Annotated in this window: 20 protein-coding genes; 16 read left to right on the forward strand and 4 right to left on the reverse strand. The window is 43.5% G+C overall.

All coding sequences use genetic code 11. The features are described 5' to 3' along the window. Window positions 1-8: 8 nt before the first annotated feature. The 9 genes from BUA78_RS05865 (at window position 9) to BUA78_RS05905 (ending at window position 10,226) form a co-directional block, all read left to right on the forward strand. The gene (locus tag BUA78_RS05865) at window positions 9-233 is read left to right on the forward strand and encodes a FeoA family protein (RefSeq protein WP_072911853.1); all 225 of its coding nucleotides are present in this window, start codon (window positions 9-11) and stop codon (window positions 231-233) included. Between the two features lie 63 nt (window positions 234-296). Continuing rightward, on the forward strand, window positions 297-2,234 hold the full coding sequence (gene feoB / locus BUA78_RS05870) for a ferrous iron transport protein B (RefSeq protein ID WP_072911855.1): 1,938 nt from the start codon (window positions 297-299) through the stop codon (window positions 2,232-2,234). Between the two features lie 96 nt (window positions 2,235-2,330). Then, the gene (locus BUA78_RS05875) at window positions 2,331-3,572 is read left to right on the forward strand and encodes a D-alanyl-D-alanine carboxypeptidase family protein (protein ID WP_175548977.1); all 1,242 of its coding nucleotides are present in this window, start codon (window positions 2,331-2,333) and stop codon (window positions 3,570-3,572) included. Between the two features lie 54 nt (window positions 3,573-3,626). Continuing rightward, window positions 3,627-4,070, forward strand: a complete 444-nt coding sequence (locus BUA78_RS05880; protein WP_072911858.1) for a Fur family transcriptional regulator — start codon at window positions 3,627-3,629, stop codon at window positions 4,068-4,070. A 198-nt stretch (window positions 4,071-4,268) separates the two neighbouring features. Beyond that, window positions 4,269-5,975 carry a sensor domain-containing diguanylate cyclase gene (locus BUA78_RS05885; protein ID WP_072911860.1) on the forward strand — a complete coding sequence of 569 codons (1,707 nt, stop codon included), beginning with the start codon at window positions 4,269-4,271 and terminating at the stop codon, window positions 5,973-5,975. Between the two features lie 302 nt (window positions 5,976-6,277). Beyond that, window positions 6,278-6,523, forward strand: coding sequence for a DUF1540 domain-containing protein (locus tag BUA78_RS05890; protein WP_072911863.1), 246 nt, complete (start codon window positions 6,278-6,280; stop codon window positions 6,521-6,523). Window positions 6,524-6,539: 16 nt separating this feature from the next. Then, window positions 6,540-8,900 carry a xanthine dehydrogenase family protein molybdopterin-binding subunit gene (locus BUA78_RS05895; RefSeq protein ID WP_072911865.1) on the forward strand — a complete coding sequence of 787 codons (2,361 nt, stop codon included), beginning with the start codon at window positions 6,540-6,542 and terminating at the stop codon, window positions 8,898-8,900. After that, window positions 8,887-9,738, forward strand: a complete 852-nt coding sequence (locus tag BUA78_RS05900; protein ID WP_072911867.1) for an FAD binding domain-containing protein — start codon at window positions 8,887-8,889, stop codon at window positions 9,736-9,738. The genes BUA78_RS05895 and BUA78_RS05900 overlap by 14 nt, the downstream gene beginning before the upstream one ends. Before the next feature lie 2 nt (window positions 9,739-9,740). Then, entirely contained in the window at window positions 9,741-10,226 is a 486-nt protein-coding gene (locus BUA78_RS05905) for a (2Fe-2S)-binding protein (protein ID WP_072911869.1), read from the forward strand. A gap of 267 nt (window positions 10,227-10,493) precedes the next feature. Here the strand turns inward: BUA78_RS05905 and feoB (BUA78_RS05910) are convergent, their stop codons facing one another. Both feoB (BUA78_RS05910) and BUA78_RS05915 read right to left on the reverse strand, forming a co-directional pair. Further along, window positions 10,494-12,479, reverse strand: a complete 1,986-nt coding sequence (gene feoB / locus BUA78_RS05910; RefSeq protein ID WP_072911872.1) for a ferrous iron transport protein B — start codon at window positions 12,477-12,479, stop codon at window positions 10,494-10,496. 39 nt (window positions 12,480-12,518) lie between these two features. Beyond that, a complete protein-coding gene (locus BUA78_RS05915) occupies window positions 12,519-12,737 on the reverse strand; it encodes a FeoA family protein (RefSeq protein WP_072911874.1) in 219 nt (72 codons plus the stop codon). A gap of 216 nt (window positions 12,738-12,953) precedes the next feature. On the opposite strand from BUA78_RS05915, the gene BUA78_RS05920 reads away from it, so the two are divergent. Next, window positions 12,954-14,564 carry a sigma 54-interacting transcriptional regulator gene (locus BUA78_RS05920; RefSeq protein ID WP_238456737.1) on the forward strand — a complete coding sequence of 537 codons (1,611 nt, stop codon included), beginning with the start codon at window positions 12,954-12,956 and terminating at the stop codon, window positions 14,562-14,564. A 175-nt stretch (window positions 14,565-14,739) separates the two neighbouring features. On the opposite strand, the gene BUA78_RS05925 is transcribed toward BUA78_RS05920, so the two are convergent. Beyond that, the gene (locus BUA78_RS05925; protein WP_072911876.1) at window positions 14,740-15,183 is read right to left on the reverse strand and encodes an Hsp20/alpha crystallin family protein; all 444 of its coding nucleotides are present in this window, start codon (window positions 15,181-15,183) and stop codon (window positions 14,740-14,742) included. A 276-nt stretch (window positions 15,184-15,459) separates the two neighbouring features. Here BUA78_RS05925 and BUA78_RS05930 point away from each other — a divergent pair, with 276 nt between their 5' ends. Further along, the gene (locus BUA78_RS05930) at window positions 15,460-15,822 is read left to right on the forward strand and encodes a GNAT family N-acetyltransferase (RefSeq protein WP_207650487.1); all 363 of its coding nucleotides are present in this window, start codon (window positions 15,460-15,462) and stop codon (window positions 15,820-15,822) included. 46 nt (window positions 15,823-15,868) lie between these two features. On the opposite strand, the gene BUA78_RS05935 is transcribed toward BUA78_RS05930, so the two are convergent. Next, complete coding sequence (locus tag BUA78_RS05935; RefSeq protein ID WP_072911881.1) at window positions 15,869-16,090, reverse strand: hypothetical protein; 222 nt, start codon at window positions 16,088-16,090, stop codon at window positions 15,869-15,871. A 154-nt stretch (window positions 16,091-16,244) separates the two neighbouring features. On the opposite strand from BUA78_RS05935, the gene BUA78_RS05940 reads away from it, so the two are divergent. The 5 genes from BUA78_RS05940 to BUA78_RS05960 all read left to right on the forward strand — a co-directional run bounded on the left by BUA78_RS05940 (window position 16,245) and on the right by BUA78_RS05960 (window position 21,505). Next, complete coding sequence (locus BUA78_RS05940; RefSeq protein WP_072911884.1) at window positions 16,245-17,048, forward strand: histidinol-phosphatase HisJ family protein; 804 nt, start codon at window positions 16,245-16,247, stop codon at window positions 17,046-17,048. 162 nt (window positions 17,049-17,210) lie between these two features. Continuing rightward, window positions 17,211-17,639 carry a division/cell wall cluster transcriptional repressor MraZ gene (mraZ, locus tag BUA78_RS05945; protein ID WP_072912053.1) on the forward strand — a complete coding sequence of 143 codons (429 nt, stop codon included), beginning with the start codon at window positions 17,211-17,213 and terminating at the stop codon, window positions 17,637-17,639. Between the two features lie 173 nt (window positions 17,640-17,812). Further along, window positions 17,813-18,754, forward strand: a complete 942-nt coding sequence (gene rsmH, locus BUA78_RS05950) for a 16S rRNA (cytosine(1402)-N(4))-methyltransferase RsmH (RefSeq protein ID WP_072911886.1) — start codon at window positions 17,813-17,815, stop codon at window positions 18,752-18,754. Window positions 18,755-18,792: 38 nt separating this feature from the next. Next, the gene (locus tag BUA78_RS05955; protein WP_072911889.1) at window positions 18,793-19,332 is read left to right on the forward strand and encodes a cell division protein FtsL; all 540 of its coding nucleotides are present in this window, start codon (window positions 18,793-18,795) and stop codon (window positions 19,330-19,332) included. A 28-nt stretch (window positions 19,333-19,360) separates the two neighbouring features. Next, on the forward strand, window positions 19,361-21,505 hold the full coding sequence (locus BUA78_RS05960; RefSeq protein WP_072911891.1) for a stage V sporulation protein D: 2,145 nt from the start codon (window positions 19,361-19,363) through the stop codon (window positions 21,503-21,505). Window positions 21,506-21,541 lie beyond the last annotated feature (36 nt).

Here is a 21,541-nt window from a genome sequence, read left to right on the forward strand (position 1 = left end):
GGATTGTCATGACACTGGACAAATGCACGAGGGGACAAAAACTAAAAATTACAAGTATTCCCGATGATGTGGTAAGGGCTCAGGCCATTCGTTTTGGGATTGCTGAAGGCACTATTATTACCTGCGAAGAGGTTGTCCCGGCAGGGCCAGTGGTGCTAGGTATGTTTAAGCAACAAATTGCCATTGGACGGCAACTAGCCAAAAGCATAGCCGTTCAACCAATTAACTTATAACCATTGACTGTTTGCTAGTTATTTAATATACTACTTACCAATAAAAATTCAAGAGGTAACAGCATGGAACATAAAAATTCTCATCGGGGTTGTATTACCGGCAAAAACATTGTGCTGGTGGGAAATCCCAATGTGGGAAAATCCGTGTTTTTTAATTATTTAACCGGGCGATATGTTGATGTGGCGAATTTCCCCGGTACCACCTCCAATGTCATATGCGGACGCTGCGGCGATGATGCAATCACAGATACCCCGGGTATTTACGGCATCTCCTCCTTTAATGAGGAGGAGAAGATTACCCGGGATATTGTTTTGCATGGAGATATTTTGGTTAATATCGTTGATGCTGTTCACCTGGAGCGGGATTTATTCTTGACACAGCAGCTTATTGATACCGGACTCCCTGTGCTGGTGGTTTTGAATATGATGGACGAGGCTTTGCAGCAGGGTATTAAGGTAGATCTTAAGGCATTAAGGGAACTGTTGGGTGTACCAGTCTTGTCCACGGTGGCCGTGGATGGTAAGGGGATGGATAAGCTAAAAGAAGCTATCTGCCAGGCCAAAGTGGGTCGGGTGCTTCCTTTAGTAGAGGAAAAGTTGGCAGAACTCCCCACTCATATAGCGCGTTCGGAAAAACTTTTAATTTTGGAAGGTGACTCGCTTGTGGCAGCCAGAAATGGTCTGGCGCCAGGAGTATACCGGGAACAGATTTATGGAGCCAGACGGCGCTTTATCAATGAAGTGATTGCCCTGTCTGTAAGGGAAACTAGCAGGCAAGAGGTCTGGAACGCCGTTCTGGGACGCTGGATGATTCAGCCCATTACGGGTATCCCCTTGCTAGCTTTAACACTGTGGGGACTTTACCTGTTAATTGGTGTTTTTGTGGCTCAGACGGTGGTAGGTTTTACCGAAGAGGTCTTAATGGGGCAGTACTACGAGCCTACTGTTAGGGCAGTGGTGGGCCATTTTGTCTCTCCGGATTCTACGGTAAGTCAAATTTTGGTGGGCCATTTTGGTGTGATCACCATGACAGTGACTTATTTATTTGGTCTGTTGTTTCCACTGGTGTTGGGGTTTAACCTGGTGCTGGCTGTCTTGGAGGATACCGGGTACCTGCCGAGAATTGCTACCCTGCTGGACCGGGTGTTAATGTCCTTTGGCTTAAATGGTCAAGCTGTAATTCCCTTGGTGTTAGGCTTTGGTTGTGTTACCATGGCATTGATGTCCACCCGCTTGCTGGCTACTGATAGAGAGCGGCGCATTGCTACCATTATTTTAGCGTTAACGATTCCCTGCTCCGCTCAGTTAGCGATTATTGCTAGTATGTTAGCTGGCTTAGGAGCAGATTTTGCTGTGGTTTATGCACTGATCATTATTAGTGTGTTTGTTATTGGTGGTACCCTATTAAATAGGTTGATACCGGGTCAATCTTCCTCTCTTTGGATTGATTTACCTCCGTTAAGATTGCCACGAATATCGAATGTCTTGAAAAAGAGTTGGGGTAAAAGCTCTGAATTTATTAAAGAAGCAGCCCCATTATTTGCCTTGGGAACCCTGTGTCTAGGTTTATTGGATATTTCCGGTTCTTTAGGCAAAATCGAGAATGCTTTGAAGCCTCTGACGGTGTATTGGTTGGGATTGCCCAAAGAAGCAGCTAGTGGTTTTATCATGGGAGTTATTCGGAGGGAATTTGGTACTGCGGGCTTGTTCTCTTTTCCCATGGGAGATGTACAAAAGCTAGTGGCTCTCACTACGATTACATTATTTGTTCCCTGTATTGCCTCGGCTATGGTAATCTATAAAGAGCGGGGTTGGAAAGAAGGCACTGCCATTTGGGTAGGAGTCATTTGCATTGCCTTTTTCATTGGGGGAGTCATTAATCAATTGCTACACTTCTTTAGCAACAACTTATCTTCAGCTTTTCCACTTATGATGTTGGCCGGTACTATTTTACTAGCAATGGTTGCTATGTTGGGATTCAGTGTAAGGGGTGAGAAGTGATAAACGCCCTTGGTGGAGTTTGACAAACGAGCGCGTGGCGCGATCACACAGAATGCGCAAGCGCTCATTGAATATAATTGCTTACAAGGTGATGTTGTGCGTAAAAGACTTGTCTATCTGTTACTTTCTGTAATGTTGTTAGTTGCTCTGCCTCCCCAAGCCGAGGCGGAAGAACCTCAGGTGATGGGTGAAGCAGCGGCTCTCATTGATGCTCAGACCGGGATGCTGCTTTATGGGAAAGATGCACATAAAAAGATGTACCCTGCCAGTACCACCAAAGTATTAACTGCTTTGGTAGCCTTGGAAAAGGCAAAAGCTAGTGATGTAGTAACCATCGGGGCCAATCCTATTCATGCGGGGGGGACCTCCATCTGGTTGGCCGAGGGTGAAAAACTTACTTTGGAAGAACTGTTGTATGCCTTGATGCTAAATTCCGCCAATGATGCCGGTGTGGCCATTGCGGAGCATGTGTCAGGTTCTGTAGAAGAGTTTGCCAAAATCTCCAATGAAAGAGCGAAGCAACTGGGGGCCAAAAACACCCATTTTACCAACCCACATGGGATGCCCAATAAAGACCATTACTCCACAGCCTACGATATGGCTCTCATCGGACGAGAGGCTATGAGGAACAAAGAACTGCGACAAATTGTCACCACCGTTCACCATGAAATTCCCAGAACAGACCCTGAAGCACAAAAATATCTATTTAACCATAACAAATTGCTTTGGAGCAAGGTATTTGGATACCAGGGTGCTACGGGATTAAAAACCGGCTATACCGTGGAGGCTGGACAATGTATTATTGCATCTGCAGAGCGGGATGGCAGAGAATTAATTGCCGTAGTACTACGCACCGAAGGAAACAACCTTTGGACCGATGCCAAGATCCTATTGGATTATGGTTTTAACAATTTCCAAAACCGCCAATTGGTTTATGCCGGTAAAGTAATGACTAATTTGCCTGTCAAATATGGCAAAACCTCCGTTAATTTGGTGGCCAGTGAAAACTACTTCCACACCTTTCCTAAACAGGGGGCTAGTGATTTACAAATTAATTTTGAGCCTCAGGAAGAGATTTTAGCACCAGTGGTTAAGGGACAAATATTGGGCAAAGTTGTTTTAAAAGATGGAGAACGACCCGTGGCCGCAATAAATTTAGTGGCGGCAGAGGATGTACAACGTGATTGGTTTGCCGTTTTTAAGCCAATACTATCCTGGGGGTTGCCGCCGTTTTTATTTTTGCTTTGGTTGAGACGGCGCAGACGTTTACTAAAAATCCGTCGGCAAAGACAAGCCAGACGTCGTCAATATGCTGATTATTTGCAAAAAATAACCTAATTGACACCCCTCGTAGAAAGTAATATACTGGAAAAAAGTTGCGGGGGTGTTGGGGTGAAAAAAATTGTTAACGAGATTGCAGACAAGCTCAAGGCTAAGGATTATAAATTAACAACCCAGCGACAACAAATCCTGGAAGTCTTGCTGGAGAGTAAAGATCAACACCTCAGTGCAGAAGATGTCTATTCACTAGTGAAAAAAAAAGCACCAGATGTGGGCTTAGCAACCGTTTATCGAACATTAGAACTTTTCTTGGAACACGAAATTATTCATAGTGTTGATTTTGGTGATGGGCGTAAGCGCTACGAGTACGGAGATAATGCCGACGGGCACCACCACCATCACGCCATTTGTCTTTCCTGTGGCAAAATTACCGAGATAAATGAAGATTTGTTAGAAGATCTAGAGAAACAAGTAGGTATAGACTATAATTTTATAGTTACCGACCACGAACTAAAGATTTATGGCTACTGTGGAGAATGTAAAGAAAAAAGGTAATCAGCTAAGGGACTGCTCTGCAGTCCTTTTTTGTGCAAAAGAAAAACTAAGTTTCTGCCGATATGTATTCTATAGATATGTCTAAGGCAGAGACTTAGTTTTTTGCAGCATTTATTGCCAAAACTCGATCAATTCTTCCTTCAAGTTCGTATACAATGGTATAATAAATTGACAGGTACTTTAAGAGGTGTAATACCAATGTTGGAAAAGTTGATTTACAATCAGCCCATACGTAATTCTATGCTCTGCTGTTTTTTGGTGTTTATTATCGTGCCTGCTTTGGTGGTAGGTTTCTTTAGTTTTGTCCAAACTAAGCAAGTAGTGGAACAATCGACCTTTAATACACTGGAGTATCTGTCTGATGCCCAGGAAAAGGCTATTGATAATTGGGTTATTGGCCGCAAAAATTTTATTGAGGGTTTAGCCCAAAATGATTTGTTAGATACTGTGGAATATCAAGCTACGACAGGTTTATTGCGTAATGCTTTAAAAATGGACTCAAACTTTCGGGCACTGGTATTAGTTAATCCGAAGGGTGTAGTTCAGGTTGAACCGACAAATCAAGGGATAGGAAAAAGCATTTCAGTTACTGACCGGGAATATTTCCAACAAGCAATGAAAGGAAAAACCTATGTCAGTGAATTGCTAATTAGCCGTCATAAAAATAACCCTGTGCTGGTTTTTGCCACTCCTGTTAAAAGCAAAAATAAAATTGTTGGCGTATTAATTGGTACTGTCCATATTGAGGTTATCACCAAATTGGTAGAGCAAAATTTCCCAGGCAATCACGGGGAATCCTATTTAGTTAACGAAAAAGGATTGATGATTAGCCAATCTAAATTTGCTCAGCAGGCCACGGCATTAAAGCTAGAGATGAAAAAAGATCCAATTGAACGGATCTCTAAAGGTATCAGCGGTCAGTCTATCTATAAAAATTATCTCGATAGAAAGGTATTTGGTGTTTATCGCTGGCTGCCGGAAATACAAATGGGCTTGGTGGTGGAAAAGGAATACCATACGGCGCTGCTGGAGTACGGATTGGAAACCTACCTAAAAGTAGCTGCTGCATCCGTTGCGATTGTTGGCTTATTTATTCTATACGCCATGTTTTACTCCCGGCGCTTGAGCCAACCCTTGGAACGTTTGGCAAATGAAGTCAACCACATTGCAGAGGGGAATTTTAGATCTATTATCGATCTCCGAGCCAACAAGGAATTCCAAGAACTGGCCAAGTCAATTAATCATATGTCTAACAGCTTGTTGGAGAAAAATAACCAGTTAAATCACCTAATACAACAGTTAGAGTTGGATGCAGAACATCTCCATAAAGAAAAAGATAAGTTGGCCAGAATCTCAATTACTGACGAATTGACTGGATTATATAATAGAAGATATATTAATCAAGAACTGTATCGACTGATTCATTTAGGTGGTTCTTTGCAAAAGAGTGTTTCTGTTCTAAGCTTGGATTTAGATCGTTTTAAAAGAGTCAATGATACCTTCGGACATGCCGCCGGAGATGTAGTGCTGAAGGAATTTGCTGATCTACTTTGCTATTGCAAACGTGGGAGCGATGTAGTGGGGCGTTTTGGCGGAGAAGAATTTATTGTTGTTATTCCCTTTGTCAATGGTAAGCAGGCAAAGGAAATTGCAGAACGAATCCGGCAAGCAGTGAGTACTTTCCTCTTTGATGCAAAAAATAACAAAATCCAGATAACAGTTAGTATTGGTGCAGCTACCCTTATTCCCTCACGGGATGAACCGATCCAACGGGTGGCAGAAAAACTTCTCAGGGTAGCGGATGAGGGACTTTACCAAGCCAAAAATTCCGGTAGAAATAAAGTGATTCATATTGACTTAACCAATGAGAGCAGTCAAACCGCTCAAAATCATCCCATCATTTGAGACTAAACTGTTAAAAACGGACAACCCAAAGACAGTAGGGAAACCTGCTGTCTTTGGGTTTTTTAGCAATAAGAGGTTTCTTATGTAAGTAACTACTAGAAAATATCTTGAGGGCTGTGCAGGGTAAGCTACTCTGCCATGATTTAATGGCAGACTCCCGAGAATATAAAGGCTTGCCAGATATGTCATGTGTGGGTTTCCCACAATATTTTTTTAGAAGAAGTGAATTTTCCTAGTCCCTTTGGTAAATAATACAAAAAATTGTTGCCTAACTATTAAATACTTCATAGGAGAAGAGCTATATGACCTATACTATTTGTTGCAGTATCAGTAACTGCCATTATTGGAGTAAGGGAAACCAGTGTAAGGCTACGGAAATTTTAATTACTTCAGATACAATGGCCCAGAACCTGTCAGATATGATTGATGCTCCCTATGCAACTCAGATAAAAGAAACACCTGCAGGAAAAGCTGATGAATCCTGTTGTAAGACCTTTGTTTTGAAAACGGATTATAATCAAAATCTGGATGGGGTCCTTAAAAAATAACGTTGATCCGGCAATAATGGGAGGGAGTTTCTTGCAAAAAGTTGGTATTGGTGTCAGTGTCCCCAGAAAGGAATCGCAAGACAAGGTGACTGGTTTGGCAATATACAATACAGATTACCTTTCCCCCAAATTGCTTTATGCCTGGCTGGTAACAAGCCTATATGCACATGCAGAAATTAAGTCTATTGACACTTCGGAAGCATTCAAGGTTGTTGGGGTTCAGGCAGTTATCACCGGGGATTCCTATCATCTACTTTGCGGGCCGGTTATTGAGGATCATCCACCACTGGCCAAGGAAAAGGTCAGATATTTTGGCGAACCCCTTGCTGTTGTCATTGCCAACAGTGAAGCAGTAGCCAAAGAAGCAGCCGGTAAGGTAAAAGTTGAGTATAATCCTTTGCCGGTAGTTAATTCTCTTGCATCTGCTTTAAAAGAGGGGGCACCGCTGGTACATGAAAATGTAGCGTTTTATAAACAAGTAAAGCCAAATGAAATATTTTCTAAAGCAGGTACCAATATTGCCCAGCACGTTAAGATCCGCAAGGGAGATTTGCCAGAGGGTTGGAGACAAAGCGAAGTCATCGTAGAATCAAACTTCTCCCTGCCCCAGTCCAATCATATTGCTATGGAACCCAGAAACGCTATTGCTGAGATTAAAGCAGATGGTCAGGTGATCATCCATGCTTCTACCCAGGCACCCTTTGATGTCCGAAAAATACTTTGTCGTTGTTTTAACCTTGCTGATACTCAGGTTATTGTTAACACCCCCCTGGTGGGAGGCGGATTTGGCGGGAAAACCAACGTCCAATTGGAAATAATTGCTTACCTTGCCTCCCAGGCAGTCCACGGTAGGGCAGTAAAACTTATTGAATCAAGGGAACAGGACATGACCAGTTCACCCGGCCATTTGGGACTTGAGGCCCGGGTAAAAATTGGTGCTACCAGAGATGGCACAATGAAAGCCCTGGAAATTACTCTGGAGGTAGATGTTGGTGCCTATGTTGATTCTGGTTCCCAGATGACCCGTGCTATGGCGGCGGATTGTACAGGCCCTTATCACATTGATCATGTTTGGTGTGATGCTTATGGTGTCTATACGAACCACACCTATGTTACAGCATTCAGGGGTTTTGGCAGGTTATCCTATGTTTTCGCCATTGAAAGGACAATGGATAAATTGGCCTTTGCCTTGGGTATTGACCCTTTAGAACTGAGATTAAAAAATGCCCTAAAATCTGAAGATACCACACCTACCATGGTTCGGTTAAATAAAAGTAGCATCGGAAATTTACCTGCTTGCCTGACCAAAATAAAAAGCATGATGAACTGGCAGGAAGGAGTAAGGAGAGAAACCGGCAGCAACAAAGTGGTAGCCAAAGGTATCAGCTGTCTCTGGAAAACTTCCAGTAGCCCACCTGATGCTACTTCCGGTGCCATTATCACCATTAATGAAGATGGTACATTAAATTTAAATGTTGGTACGGTGGAAATCGGCTCTGGTTCTAAAACCAGTCTGGCCCAAATTCTCGCTGAGAAGTTAAGCATGGATGTAAATAAGATTCATGTAGTGATGGATGTTAATACCGGGATCAGCCCAAGCCATTGGAAAACGGTGGCCAGTATGACGAATTTCATGGTTGGTAATGCCGTTTTAGATGCAGCTGAGGATTTAGTAGAACAACTTAGGAGTATTGCCAGCATAGTTCTCCGGTGTCCCCCGGAAGTCCTTGAGGTTGGTGGTGGTAAAGTCTATTTAAAAGAGGACCCGGAAATTTATATTGAGATTAACGAAATCGGTAATGGTTACGAATATCCCGAGGGCAATTCCATCGGGGGACAGGTCATCGGGCGGGGAAGTTTTATTATGCACCATCTAGTACATATGGATAAGGATACTGGGAAAGGTAAACTTGGTCCGGCCTGGACTGTTGGAGCACAGGCAGTGGAGGTGGAGTTTGATACGCAAAATTACACCTATAAGATACTAAAGGCAGCAACTGTGATTGATGCCGGTAAAGTGCTCAATCCTAAAGGGGCCCGAGGTACCATTACAGGGGGGATGTGTATGGGGTTGGGCTATGGCAGTAGGGAGAGTTGTCTATATGGTGAGGGAGGAGAGAGAAAAAATCCTCAATTAAGGACCTATCATCTGATGCGGTTTGGAGAAAATCCTACTTATTTAGTAGACTTCGTTGAAACGCCTCTTATTGTTGCTCCCTATGGTTTACGTGGTATTGCCGAACATGGAATTATCGGTATACCGGCAGCCCTTGCCAACGCTCTTACCACTGCTGCCCAGGTTGAATTGAATCAAACCCCATTGACGCCGGAAACTATTTGGCAAGCCAAAAGGGGGAAGCTAGATGATTCCCTTTGATTTTGCCTATTATCAACCCTCCTCTTTAGCAGAGGCTGGAGGACTCTTTGCTGAATTAGCAGCCCAGGGGAAAGAACCTATGTATTATGCTGGCGGTACGGAAATAATCAGTTTTTCCAGACTTTATCAACTTTTTCCCCGGGCTGTCATTGATATTAAGAAAATTGCGGAATGTAACATGTTAGAGCAGAAAAACGGTAAGTTAGTAATTGGGGCGGCAAAAACCTTAAGTCAAATCCAGGAATCAAATGTGTTTCCTCTCTTAAGCTGGTGCAGTGGGCGGGTTGCTGACCATACAATGCGAAATAAAATTACTCTGGGGGGCAATATTTGTTCGAGAATACCTTACCGTGAAGCGGTGCTAGCACTCCTTGTCAGTGATAGTGAAATTATTATATGGGGTAAGCAGGGGCTAAAAAAGGTTGGACTAAATCAGGTATTTCACCAGACACTGCTTCTAGAGCCAGGCGAGATTGTAGTGCAGCTGGTGATCGATCAGGAAGTAACAAGAGTACCTTTTACCAGCACGAAACAGACTATGGATGGCCTTGTTCATTATCCCCAGGATCGAATAGGCTATCCTGTGGTGTCTATTGCTGCACTAAAAAAGAAGAACCAGATTAACTTCGCCTTCAGTGGCGTATGCAGTTTTCCTTTCAGATCAACAGAAGTGGAGTCATTCCTGAATAACCCCAGTCTTCCCTGGGACGAAAAAATTCATCAAGTGGCAGAAAAACTTCCAGCAGAGATTATTAACGATATGGAAGGGTCCGCTGATTACCGCGAATTTGTTTTGAAAAATATGCTTTCCGATATCGTAAAAAGGCTGGAGGGCTAGGGATGGTTAACTTGGTCAAAATGGATTTAATAGAGCTTGCTGTTAACGGGGAAAAGAGGTTAGTGATGGCGAGACCTGCTGACACCCTTCTCCATGTCCTTAGAGAACAGCTAGGATTAACCGGGAGCAAACCAAGTTGCAAAAATGGTGATTGCGGAGCTTGTACGGTACTGATTGACGGACAGCCGATAAAATCCTGCCTAATGCTGGCAGTGGAGGCTCTTGGTCATGAAATTACAACCATTGAAGGTCTTAAAGATTCTCCCATTCAGCGAGCTTTTATAGATAAATTTGCCTTTCAGTGTGGTTATTGTACTTCTGGTTTCATTATGAACTGCCATGCCCTATCAGTAATTCATCCTGATGCCGGGGATGAAACGATCCGGGAATGGCTACAGTCAAACCTATGCCGCTGTACAGGATATGAGGAAATTACCGAGGCTATCAAAAGCGTGTTGGCCCAAGAACCTAAGGAAAATAATGGATAACACCATACCTTGCAAATATTGTTATTGGCTAAAGGTTATAAGTAAGCGAAAGGGACTTTTCCTTAGTTTTTCTAAGAAGAAGTCCCTTTTTAATACGGCTATATTATTTTTTATCCTTGGTTTGCCCGCATTTCGAACAATTACCGGAACAACTGCTAGGAATGGGTTCCCGGCATCTGGGACAAACCAGTGTCAGCATATCAACAGGGCAATGACAACGAGGACAAGTTTTCCTATGGTCGCAAGAAGTTTTCTCCAGTGCTTTCATTAGGCAACTTCCTTTGATCTTGAACTTCGGGGCAGCTGAGATTTTTTAAGAAAACGAGCAGACAGGACTGTGATGGCTGCTAACGCTAAAACAGCGCCTATTACCGAAACGACTTCAAGGGGAGTGGAAACTCCCAGCCATTGAGACAACTGAGCTACAATACCTCCGATGAAGAAGGCAATTACCCAGGTGCTCAGCCACATGATAGCAGCTTCTTTTTTGGTGCGCTCCTTAAACATAACCAGGATAGAAGCGATGCAAGGGACAAAGAGAGTAATGGTGGTCAAAGAAACTACTGTTTGGATCGATGTTAAAGGCATGTCTGCCAAACCTGCGGCACCGAAATCCCGGCGGATAAGTCCCATAATAAAAGCAGTAGCGGCTTCTTTTGGTAACCCCAACCAACCTACTGTAAGGGGAGCCAAGGAATTTTGTAATAGTGTAAGGATACCGCTTACTTGAAAGACACTAATGATCAGAGCACCCAGGGCAAAGAGGGGGAAAGCCTCTTTAAGAAACTGGTAAGATTTAATACCGGTTTTGGTTAGCACATTAGGCAGCCTTGGAAACCGCAAGGGAGGCAGGTCAATTAATAGGTTCGAAGATTGCCCGGACAGCAGTGTGTTCATTAGAGTTCCTGTCACCACCAACACAGACAGAATGACCAGCGTATAGAGGGCCACAAATTCTGGTCCCACCGCTGCCAGCATACCGGCAATGACACCTAATTGGGCAGAGCAAGGAATGGTTAAACCCAAGAGGAAAATGGCGATTCGCCTCTCCCTTTCAGAACCTAGCAAACGAGTCGTAATGGTAGCCATTGTTACACAACCGAGACCTAAAATTAAAGGTATCACAGCCCGCCCGTTCAGACCAATGCTGGTTAGTAGACGGTCTACTAAGGTAGCTAGACGGGGTAAATAACCGGAGTCCTCAAACAGTGAGAGGAAGAAGTAAAAACCCATCACCAGGGGCATCAAAAGGCCAAATACATAGGTGAAGGTCATGGTTAAAACGCCAAACTCGCCAATTAAGATGGTTCCTGGAATACTTTCTTCACTGATAAAACTACCCACCAAACTTCTGATGGCTGGTTCAAAATGACCAATCATGATCGTTTCTTCCGTTAAGCCTACCACAGTCCCTGCTACAAATACACCAATAATTTGATACATAGCATAAAGAGCCAGCAGCAGGATAGGTATCCCTGTCAGGGGTTTTATCATCATGCGGCTAAGGCTATTGGTCAAGGAGGCGGTTTTACTACTATCCTTTACAACTTGCCCTACCAGCTGGTTTACTCTTTGGCGACGCTGTAGGTAAATTTCTTCCCGCCGATCCAAAGGCTGTAGACCATGTCTTTCCGCTACGGCGGCGTCTCCTTCTAAAATAAGCAGGGCCTCTCCTGGATTGCTCACCTTGCTTAGTAGCTTGTCTAATTCTTGCTGTAAAAGTTCATCGGCATGACCCCGGCGGGATTGCCAGAGCTGTTGCTTGACCTCTTCTAACCCCTGTTTTTTAACGGCTACCGTGGGGATTACCGGAACACCTAGAAGCTGGCTTAACAACTGATGGTCTACATGAAGGCCTTGTCTAGCTGCTTCATCCACCATGTTCAGGGCCACCAATACTGGCACCCCGGTATCAATAATTTGTTGGGTGAGAAATAAATCCCGTTCCAAATAAACTGCATTGACGACATTAATCACCATATCTGCCGAGAGGATAACATCCCGCGCCACTCTTTCTTCATCATTAAAAGAAGAAATGCCGTAAACCCCGGGAGTGTCGATAACAACATCTCCTTTATAACGACCATGGGATATTTCCAGGGTGGTCCCGGGATAATTGGAAACATCTACATACATACCAGTGAGATAATTGAAAAATACAGACTTTCCGGCATTGGGGTTACCAGCCAGAACAATTCGCCGGGCTCCTTCGGGAATATTTATTTGAATACTACATCCATGACAGTGAGACATAAGGTCACTCCTTAGCTAGTCAGTCAAAGTTAATCAGGTTTAATTAAGGCTAATGTTAATTTCTTTAGCTAATTGGCGACCCAATGCAATTTGCTGACGGTTTTTGCGGATTACGATGGGACCAGCAGGCACTACCTCTTCGCAGGTGAGCCATTCTCCTTCGGCAATGCCGAAACGAATAGCCTGAGAGCGCACGGTATCGTTCAAAATATGGCTTATCTTAAAGCTTTGGCCTCTTTTAATACGATCTAATGTCATCAGAAATACACTCCTTTTGAATATGAAAATCGTTATCAATAAATTAGCAAAGCAAAGTTCAATTTCCTTGTCTGTATTAGCTAGTAAAAGCTCTTTATTTGTTACTGCAATCATTAATGAAAATCATTATCATATCTATTTTTAGTATATGCTTTACTAGTTGGAATGTCAATTTCCCGGTGGAATATTTTTCGCTAGCAGGATGCATTTATACAGGTGTCGAATCTAAGAATAATGACAGAAGGGGTGGTGCTCTTGGAAACTTTACGCCTGCGGATTGAGTTTCATGATCGGGTGGGGATTGTCTACGATGTATCCCAGGTGGTTTCGCCAAAGAATATTAACATCGTTTCCCTGCAGGTCTTACCGAATCATATGTTTCTGGAGATAGAGGCATTGGGCCAGAGGGAAGAGCTGGCACTGCTCGGGGAACTTAGAAGTATCGCCGGCGTAAAGCAAGTAGAGACAATTGAAGTAATGCCCTATGAAGAGCGAGAAAGACAGCTAAAAGCCGTACTCGATTCTGTCAGCGATGGTATTATTGCTGTGGACCACAAAAGGCGGATCACCGTATTTAACCCGGCCTGCGAAAAAATTCTTTTACTATCTGCAGAGCAGGCCATAGGACGTGATGTGGCAGAAGTAATTTCAATGGATATTCCCATGATCAAAAGCTTGGAAAATGGCGAAGGCTACGATAACAAAGAAATAATCATTACAACTACCCGGGGCAGGCATCATTATTTAAGTACTGGTCGCCCGGTAAAAGACGAGTCGGGTAGGATCATTGGTATGGTATCTGCCCTTAAGGATATGAACCAGGTTCGAGATTTAGTGTATTCTGTAACCAAACCCTCAATGTTTACTTTTGAGGATATAATTTATGGCAGCGAAGTTTTGGAAAAGGTTTTAATGATGGCCCGGCGGGTGGCTAAGAGCGATTCCACGGTGGTGATCCGTGGTGAAAGTGGCACTGGTAAAGAGTTGTTTGCCAGGGCTATCCATATGGAAAGTATGCGGCGGCACAAGCCCTTTGTCCCTTTGAACTGCGCTGCCTTACCCGATTCCCTGCTGGAAAGTGAATTATTTGGTTATGCTGACGGTGCTTTTACCGGAGCTAAAAAGGGAGGAAAGCAGGGACTGTTTGAATTTGCCCATGAAGGAACCTTGTTTCTGGATGAGATAGGTGAGCTTTCACCTCACCTGCAGGCAAAGTTACTTCGTGTTCTGCAAGATGGTAAGGTAAGGCGAATTGGCGATCGTCATGAAACCCCGGTTAATGTAAGAGTCATAGCTGCCACCAACCGCAATTTAGAAGAAATGATGTTGCAGGGACAATTTCGGGAGGATTTATACTATCGACTGAATGTCTTTCCCCTTCGCTTACCGCCTCTGCGAGAACGTCCAGAGGATATTCCCTTTTTAGTACAGCATTTTTTGAAAAAATATCATTCCTACCAGGATAAAAAAATTACCGGCATTTCTGCCGGGGCTCTGCGTATGCTTACCAAAAATCATTGGACAGGTAACGTACGGGAATTAGAAAATGTCATCGAGAGGGCCATTAACCTGGTAGAGAACGGTGAAATTCGGCAAGAGCATATTGTTTTGGACGAGGCTCGCCTGGTTAGCTCCAGAACGGGACGTCAGATGGAAGAAGTTTTGACTGCTACCAGCCTAAAAGCAACTGCGGCCCAGGCTGAGTTAGATGTATTGCAATTAGCACTCAAAACCTATGGTACGGCTCGTAAAGCTGCTAAAGCACTGGGTGTTTCCCATACTACTGTGATTAACAAGATGAAAAAGTTTGGCTTGACCGCAAGATAATAAGAAGGAGCGGATCATCATCCGTAGGGTACTAAAAAATCACAAGGGATAACTGAGTATTTTATGCATACAGTTATCCCTTGTTTTATAATTTATTCAATAGTTTCATGTTACTTCCTAGAAGATCCCTTGATTTAAGGAATTGCAAGATCTGTTTGTGCACAGGCTTAGTCGTTTAATGAAAATCAACGTCTATTCTTTTTTTAGTATCGGATGGAAATTTAGGCATACGAATCTCAAGGACACCATTCTTATAAGTGGCTTTAACACCTTCTGATGAAACACGAGTTGGCAGGCTGATAGAACGTTGAAAACGTCCGAAAAAACGTTCTTGTCTATGGAGGTGTTCTTCCTTCATTTCGTTAACTTTGTTTACAGCACCGCTAATGAGGAGCAAATTGTTGTCAATGTCAATAGTTACGTCTTCTTTCTTTTCTAGACCTGGGATATCACAGGTTGCTACAACCTCATTTTCAGTTTCGTAAACATCAATGTTGGGGTTACCAAAGTGGTTGCTAAAGCTTGTTCTAATAGCAGGGATTTCAGTTGTAAAGAAACGATCAAACTCACGTCTAATGTTATCAAGATGACGGAATGGTTCATAAGGAATTAAAGACATGTTTTCATGACCTCCTAAATACGTAATAAAATTTATATAAGTATATTTCCCTATAGATCAACAGTTATCCAAGTATTTACCTAGGAATAACCCACTGTTTAATTTGACAAATTGAACGCCAATAATGCTCTACTAAAACTATAAAGATATTTTTAGTGGAGTATTTCAAGTGAAGGTGAAGATTTGAAAATAAGATGTGCATTACCCGATGAATCAGAGCAGCTTAGTTCCCTTGCCTTGCGATCCAAAAAAACGTGGGGTTATGACGATACCTTTATGGAACAATGTTGCCGTGAACTTACTCTTTCGACGGATTACATTGCCAGCTCCCAGGTATATGTTATGGAGGAGAAGGGGGAAGTTTTGGGCTTTTATGGTTTGAGTGGAAAGGGGTTGGAAGGCTCTCTTGACTTTTTATTCATCGAGCCATCCCAAATGAATTGTGGATATGGTAAAAAATTGTGGCTGCATGCAGTTAAAAAAGCAGCCGAATTGAACTTCCAATACATACTCATTGATTCTGACCCAAATGCAAAAGGGTTTTACCTGGCTATGGGTGCCAAATTTAAAGGTGAAGTTTCTTCCAAGTCAATACCAGGTCGTTTCTTACCTTTATTTTGTTTTACCATAGGAAGGTAAAATGAAATATTTGAAATATAGTTGCTGTGTACTTAATGAAAACGTGTTAACAATACCGTTCTTTAAATTCTTTTTCATTTAGCACCTGCAGTCCCCTGGAAGGCAGTTTAATGATATCTCCCACTTGGTGGCGGCAGTGATCACGGGGATCCTTTTCTGTTAATTCAACCAAGATATAATTGGCATTGATCTCCCGCACGATACCATACTTGGCATAGGTATCCTTAGGCCATAAGCGAAGTCTACTACCAACTCTTAATTGACTCATATTCATGTCACCTAATCATTATTTATTTTACCTATCATACCGAAATATTTAACTGGCTTCAATATGGAGCTGGCTTTATGGACCTAGTAACAACTTGGCAAGTTCCACGGAATAAGCTAAACTTGAAGCAAATAAAATCCAAGGAGTGGCTAATATGTTGGTAGATTACCATATCCATACTTTTAGAAGTGGCCACGGGGTAGGCACTGTTAAAGAATATGTAGAGGCAGCTCGCAAAAAAGGAATGACTGAGCTAGGTTTCTCAGAACATTTACCCCTTTACTGGCTACCGGAATCACGGCGGAACTCGGAATTGGCCATGCCCTTTTCTGATCTCCCGTTGTATATTAACGAAGTGCAACAAGCCCAACAAGATAACCCGGATTTAGCTATTAAACTAGGGGTGGAGGCTGACTATATTCCCGGTTATGAAGAGGAGCTTAAAAAAATATTGTTATCCTTACCCTTGGATCATGTTTTGGGGTCGGTACACTTTTTTGGAGAATGGGCCTTTGATGACCCGTCCTTGATAGAAGAATACAACCATCGCGATATTGATGAATTGTATCACAGTTACTTTAAACTTCTCCAACAGTCTGCTGCAACGGGTCTGTTCGATATCATATCTCATCCGGATTTGATTAAAAAGTTTGGTTTTAAGCCTTCCTCTCCGATCACTGGGTTGTATCAGGAGACCGTCAAGGTTTTTCAAGAACATAATGTCTGTATTGATGTAAATGCCGCCGGTTGGCGCTACCCTTGCGCTGAGCTTTATCCGGCACCGGAGTTTCTCAGGCTTTGCCTGGAATATGGTGTTCCAGTAACACTAGGCTCCGATGCCCATAAACCCGAACTGGTAGGGGAGGGTTTGTGTCGGGCAGCAGAGTTATTAAAGGAAATTGGTTTCCGACAGGTGGCAGTATTTAAGAAAAGAAAGCGGTCGATGGTGGAGCTATAAGTAAAGACATGTACTAACCAAACCAATTGGGTTTGGTTTTATTTTTTCCCAAAAATATCAAAAAGTACCGAGAGTAGGAAGGAATTTTCTGCAAGGCAGCGAATAAGTGGTGTAAAGTGGTAGTAAGTGGTAGGATATACCCACAAAGTGGAGCATGATAACATGTTTATGGGGGAATTCCAACACAACATCGACCCAAAGGGTCGCTTAATAGTCCCAGCCCGCTTCCGTGAAGGCCTGGGTGACCGGTTTATTGTCACCAAGGGACTTGACAACTGTCTTTTTGTTTACCCTTTGCAAGAATGGGCAGAGGTTGAACAAAAGCTCAAGTCGCTGCCCTTTGCCAGGGCAGATGCCCGGGCCTTTGTACGTTTTTTCTTTTCTGGAGCCACTGAATGTGAAGCAGACAAACAGGGGCGCATTTTGCTGCCTAATAATCTGCGAGAATATGCCAAATTGGATAAAGAAACAATGGTTGTTGGGGTATCCACCCGTGTAGAAATATGGTCTAAGGAAGAGTGGGATCGTTACAATACACAGGCGGAAGCCTCCTTTGAAGAGTTAGCAGAGAAAATCGTTGATCTATTGTAACTGGAGATTCGAAATTTACTCTACTATAAAACAGTTCTACTATAAAACAGTATTGAACATAGCAGAATTGTTTACAATAAATCTGTCATGACTTAAAAGAACCTACTACTATGAAAATGTAAGGGACCTACAGGCTGACAGCCGATGATCAATCTTTCTTGAAAGGCGAAACAATGGAATTTAAACATGTATCTGTGCTATTGCATGAATCAATAGCAGGTTTAAAAATAAAACCACAGGGCATCTATGTGGACTGTACCCTCGGGGGAGCTGGACACAGCTCGGAAATATTGCGTAAATTAGGACCGGAGGGACGACTGATTGGTATAGACCAGGACCCGGCAGCCATTCATAATGCTGCTGTGCGTCTTCAGAGTTTCGCCGGTCAGTTTCATGCGGTGCAAAGAAACTTTTATGAATTAAAGTACATATTACAGGAACTGGGAATTGATAAAGTGGATGGTGTGTTGTTTGATTTGGGAGTCTCTTCTTACCAGTTAGACACACCGAACCGGGGATTCAGTTATATGCATGATGCAGAACTGGATATGCGTATGTCACCAGACATTGCTACCAGTGCTAAAGATTTGGTAAATAAGTTTTCTGAGCAAGAATTAGCCGATATCATTCGCCGATACGGTGAAGAAAAATGGGCCAAACGAATAGCTACCTTTATTGTTGCGGAGAGAGCCAGACAGCCTATTACCACCACTGGTAAATTGGTGGAAATTATTAAAGCAGCGGTTCCTGCTGCAGCACGCCGGGAGGGTCCACACCCCGCCAAAAGAACCTTTCAGGCTTTACGCATAGCCGTCAACCAAGAATTAGATATTTTAAACAAAACTATGAAAGACGCCGTAGAAGCACTACATCCAGGCGGTCGAATTAGTGTAATCACCTTCCACTCTCTGGAAGACCGAATTATTAAAGACACTTTTAAGGAATTGGCTAACCCTTGTACCTGTCCGCCTGCTTTTCCTGTGTGTGCCTGTGGCAAAACAGCACAGGTTAAGATTATCACCAATAAGCCCATTGAACCATCCAAAGAGGAAGTAGAGACCAATCCTCGGGCCCGCAGTGCAAAACTTAGGATTGTGGAAAAATTAAGTATATAGAGATACCAGGTTCTATATAGAATGGAAGGTGCATAAGCTTGAGTGTAGCACAGGAAAAATTTAGCTATTTGCCACAGCAGGAAAGACAACCAGAGCAACCCAAAGTGGCGCAGAGGCTATCTAAGCGGGCTGTTCGCAGGGGCAGAATGCTATTAATTAGCTGCATTTTTGCATTATTTATGATAGGTATTATCGTGTCTTATTATTTTGCCCAGGTATCAACTGTAGGTTATCAAATTAGTCAACTACAAAACCAACTAAATGTTTTACAGGCTGAACAAGAATACTTGGAAACTCAAGCGAATCAGTTGCTGTCTTTACAAAGAATCGAGGCCATCGCCACCACTAAACTGGGCATGGTAAAACCAGATCCCAATGAAGTGGTTTTGGTAGACGCCTTACCTATGGCTTCCACAGGGGGAACGAAAGACCCAGCCAGTGAAAAAGTGTCTCCTGGGGTTCAAGAAGATACCCTTCAAAAGAAGGACAATCAGGTGGGGGGGAACTCTCAGAATCCTGTTATAGAGGCCTTTGTCAAACTGGTAGATCGCTGGGGAAAAACCGTAGGGAAGGGGTAATCGTCAGGCCTGTTAGGGAGGAATCGGGTTGAAAACTACCAATATACTTGTTCGCAGGAGGATAACCTGTCTTTTTCTACTGGCCGCCGCTTTCTTATCCTTAATTGTTGTACGTCTTGCCTGGATTCAATTCGTCCGAGGTGATGAGCTTCGTGAACAAGGTATGGTAAACAGAATGAGAGATGTCCCGGTAGAAGCCAAAAGAGGCAGCATTCTAGATCGTAACGGCAATGAGCTGGTGACCAGTATTAGTGCCGATTCTGTTTACGCTATACCCAACCACATAGAAAAGCCCGATCAAGTAGCTGCTCAATTGGCCCCCATTTTGCTGATGGATGAGGCTAAGGTAAAACAAATCATTACTAAAAAGTCTCGTTTTGAATGGCTCAAACGCAAGGTTGATTTTGAAACCTCCGAGAAAATTAAAGCATTGAAGATAGATGGCATAGGTTTTGCCGAAGAAAGTAAGCGCTATTATAAGCAGGAAACCCTGGCCCCTCATATTCTTGGGTTTACCGGGACCGACAACCAAGGACTGATGGGAATGGAGGCCGCATATAATAAAGAATTAAAAGGGATTCAAGGGCGGATTGTGATTGAACATGATGCTGCCGGTCGGGAAATTCCCCAAGCTCTGCACCAATATATCCCAGCCACCCAGGGAAACAACCTAGTGCTTACTCTGGATCAGACAATTCAACATTTTGTAGAGAGAGAATTAGACAAGATCGTTGCCTCCTATAATCCTAAAATGGCAGTGATCATTGTGATGGATCCTAAGACGGGTGAAGTGTTGGCAATGGGCAACCGTCCCACCTTTAGTCCTACTAAATGGAGGGAAGTCCCGCAAAGTGTTTGGGATCGTAACCCGGCGGTGTGGTATAACTATGAACCTGGTTCCACCTTTAAGATTATTACGGCTGCCTCTGCCTTGGAGGAAAATGCAGTTAAGCCAAACGACAGGTTCTATGATCCGGGATATTACCAAATAGCGGATCGCAAAATACGCTGTTGGAAAGACGGTGGACATGGCAGTCAGAGTTTCGCCGAGGTAGTAGAAAACTCTTGCAACCCTGGGTTTATTCAGACAGGGCTGAATCTAGGAAAAGAAAAATTTTACAAATATATTCGGGCCTTTGGTTTTGGCCAAACCACTGGTATCGGCTTGCCGGGTGAAGCTAGGGGTATCATGATACCTGAGAAAGATGCTACCAACCTGAATATTGGTACGATGTCCATTGGTCAATCCATTGCAGTGACCCCCATTCAGCTAATCACCGCGATAGGTGCGGTGGCTAATGGTGGTAACTTAATGAAGCCCCAACTGGTAAAAAGAGTTGAAGATTACAAAGGAAATGTGGTTAGGGAATTTAAACCTGAGCAGGTTCGTAAGGTAATTTCTAACGAAACAACGACTACAACCAATCAACTATTGGAGAACGTTGTTTTTAAAGGTACTGGTAGAAATGCTTATGTGGATGGCTACCGGGTTGCCGGTAAAACCGGAACGGCCCAGGTGGTAGCGGAACGAGGCGGCTATGCCAGTGGCAAATATGTAGCTTCCTTTGCCGGTTTCGCACCGGTGAATGATCCGAAAATCTCGGTACTGATTATGATTGCAGAACCTCAGGGCGGTAATTATTACGGTGGTCAGGTGGCAGCCCCGGTATTTTCGTCCCTGGCTTTGGATGTGCTTCGTTACCTGGGGGTGCCGGAGCAGAAGAATCTGCCTAAACCTACCAAGATTAATCCCTGGGATGTAGAAGAAGAAAGAATTGAGGTTGCCGTACCCAATGTGGTAAACTTACCACTGGAAGAAGCTCAAAAGCTCTTGAGGGAAGCTGGTCTGGCTTTTGAAAGCAAAGGTCAAGGGAAAATGGTCTACGGTCAAATACCGGAAAGCGGAGCACTGGTATTGAGCGGAACTACAGTTATCCTGGATCTAAGTAGCGGAACAAGTCAAACTAAACAGGGTGAGCAAGTCTCGGTGCCTAATCTAAAAGGAAAGACCATTCGAGAAGCTGGCAATTTGCTTGAGAGTTTAGGCCTCAAATTAGAACCTTCCGGCAGCGGCTTGGCGGAAACCCAGAACCCGGCGGAAGGCGCAAAATTAACCCGAGGGAGTGCTGTAAAGGTTGAATTTAAACCTCCTTCCTCTGATCAAAAGACATGACCATAGGCCAATTAAACCCTGGCCTCCCATACAGGG

This window comes from Desulforamulus aeronauticus DSM 10349 (genome assembly GCF_900142375.1).
GTDB classification, from domain to species: Bacteria; Bacillota; Desulfotomaculia; order Desulfotomaculales; family Desulfotomaculaceae; genus Desulfotomaculum; species Desulfotomaculum aeronauticum.

Excerpts from the sequence above, each read along its gene's own strand:
- BUA78_RS05885 (WP_072911860.1), top strand. The coding sequence starts at position 4,269 with ATGTTGGAAAAGTTGATTTACAATCAGCCCATACGTAATTCTATGCTC.
- rsmH (WP_072911886.1), top strand. The coding sequence starts at position 17,813 with ATGGAATTTAAACATGTATCTGTGCTATTGCATGAATCAATAGCAGGT.
- BUA78_RS05900 (WP_072911867.1), top strand. The coding sequence starts at position 8,887 with ATGATTCCCTTTGATTTTGCCTATTATCAACCCTCCTCTTTAGCAGAG.
- BUA78_RS05895 (WP_072911865.1), top strand. The coding sequence starts at position 6,540 with ATGGGAGGGAGTTTCTTGCAAAAAGTTGGTATTGGTGTCAGTGTCCCC.
- BUA78_RS05915 (WP_072911874.1), bottom strand. The coding sequence starts at position 12,737 with ATGACATTAGATCGTATTAAAAGAGGCCAAAGCTTTAAGATAAGCCAT.
- BUA78_RS05930 (WP_207650487.1), top strand. The coding sequence starts at position 15,460 with ATGGAACAATGTTGCCGTGAACTTACTCTTTCGACGGATTACATTGCC.
- feoB (WP_072911855.1), top strand. The coding sequence starts at position 297 with ATGGAACATAAAAATTCTCATCGGGGTTGTATTACCGGCAAAAACATT.
- BUA78_RS05865 (WP_072911853.1), top strand. The coding sequence starts at position 9 with ATGACACTGGACAAATGCACGAGGGGACAAAAACTAAAAATTACAAGT.
- BUA78_RS05890 (WP_072911863.1), top strand. The coding sequence starts at position 6,278 with ATGACCTATACTATTTGTTGCAGTATCAGTAACTGCCATTATTGGAGT.
- feoB (WP_072911872.1), bottom strand. The coding sequence starts at position 12,479 with ATGTCTCACTGTCATGGATGTAGTATTCAAATAAATATTCCCGAAGGA.
- BUA78_RS05935 (WP_072911881.1), bottom strand. The coding sequence starts at position 16,090 with ATGAGTCAATTAAGAGTTGGTAGTAGACTTCGCTTATGGCCTAAGGAT.
- mraZ (WP_072912053.1), top strand. The coding sequence starts at position 17,211 with ATGTTTATGGGGGAATTCCAACACAACATCGACCCAAAGGGTCGCTTA.
- BUA78_RS05925 (WP_072911876.1), bottom strand. The coding sequence starts at position 15,183 with ATGTCTTTAATTCCTTATGAACCATTCCGTCATCTTGATAACATTAGA.
- BUA78_RS05940 (WP_072911884.1), top strand. The coding sequence starts at position 16,245 with ATGTTGGTAGATTACCATATCCATACTTTTAGAAGTGGCCACGGGGTA.
- BUA78_RS05905 (WP_072911869.1), top strand. The coding sequence starts at position 9,741 with ATGGTTAACTTGGTCAAAATGGATTTAATAGAGCTTGCTGTTAACGGG.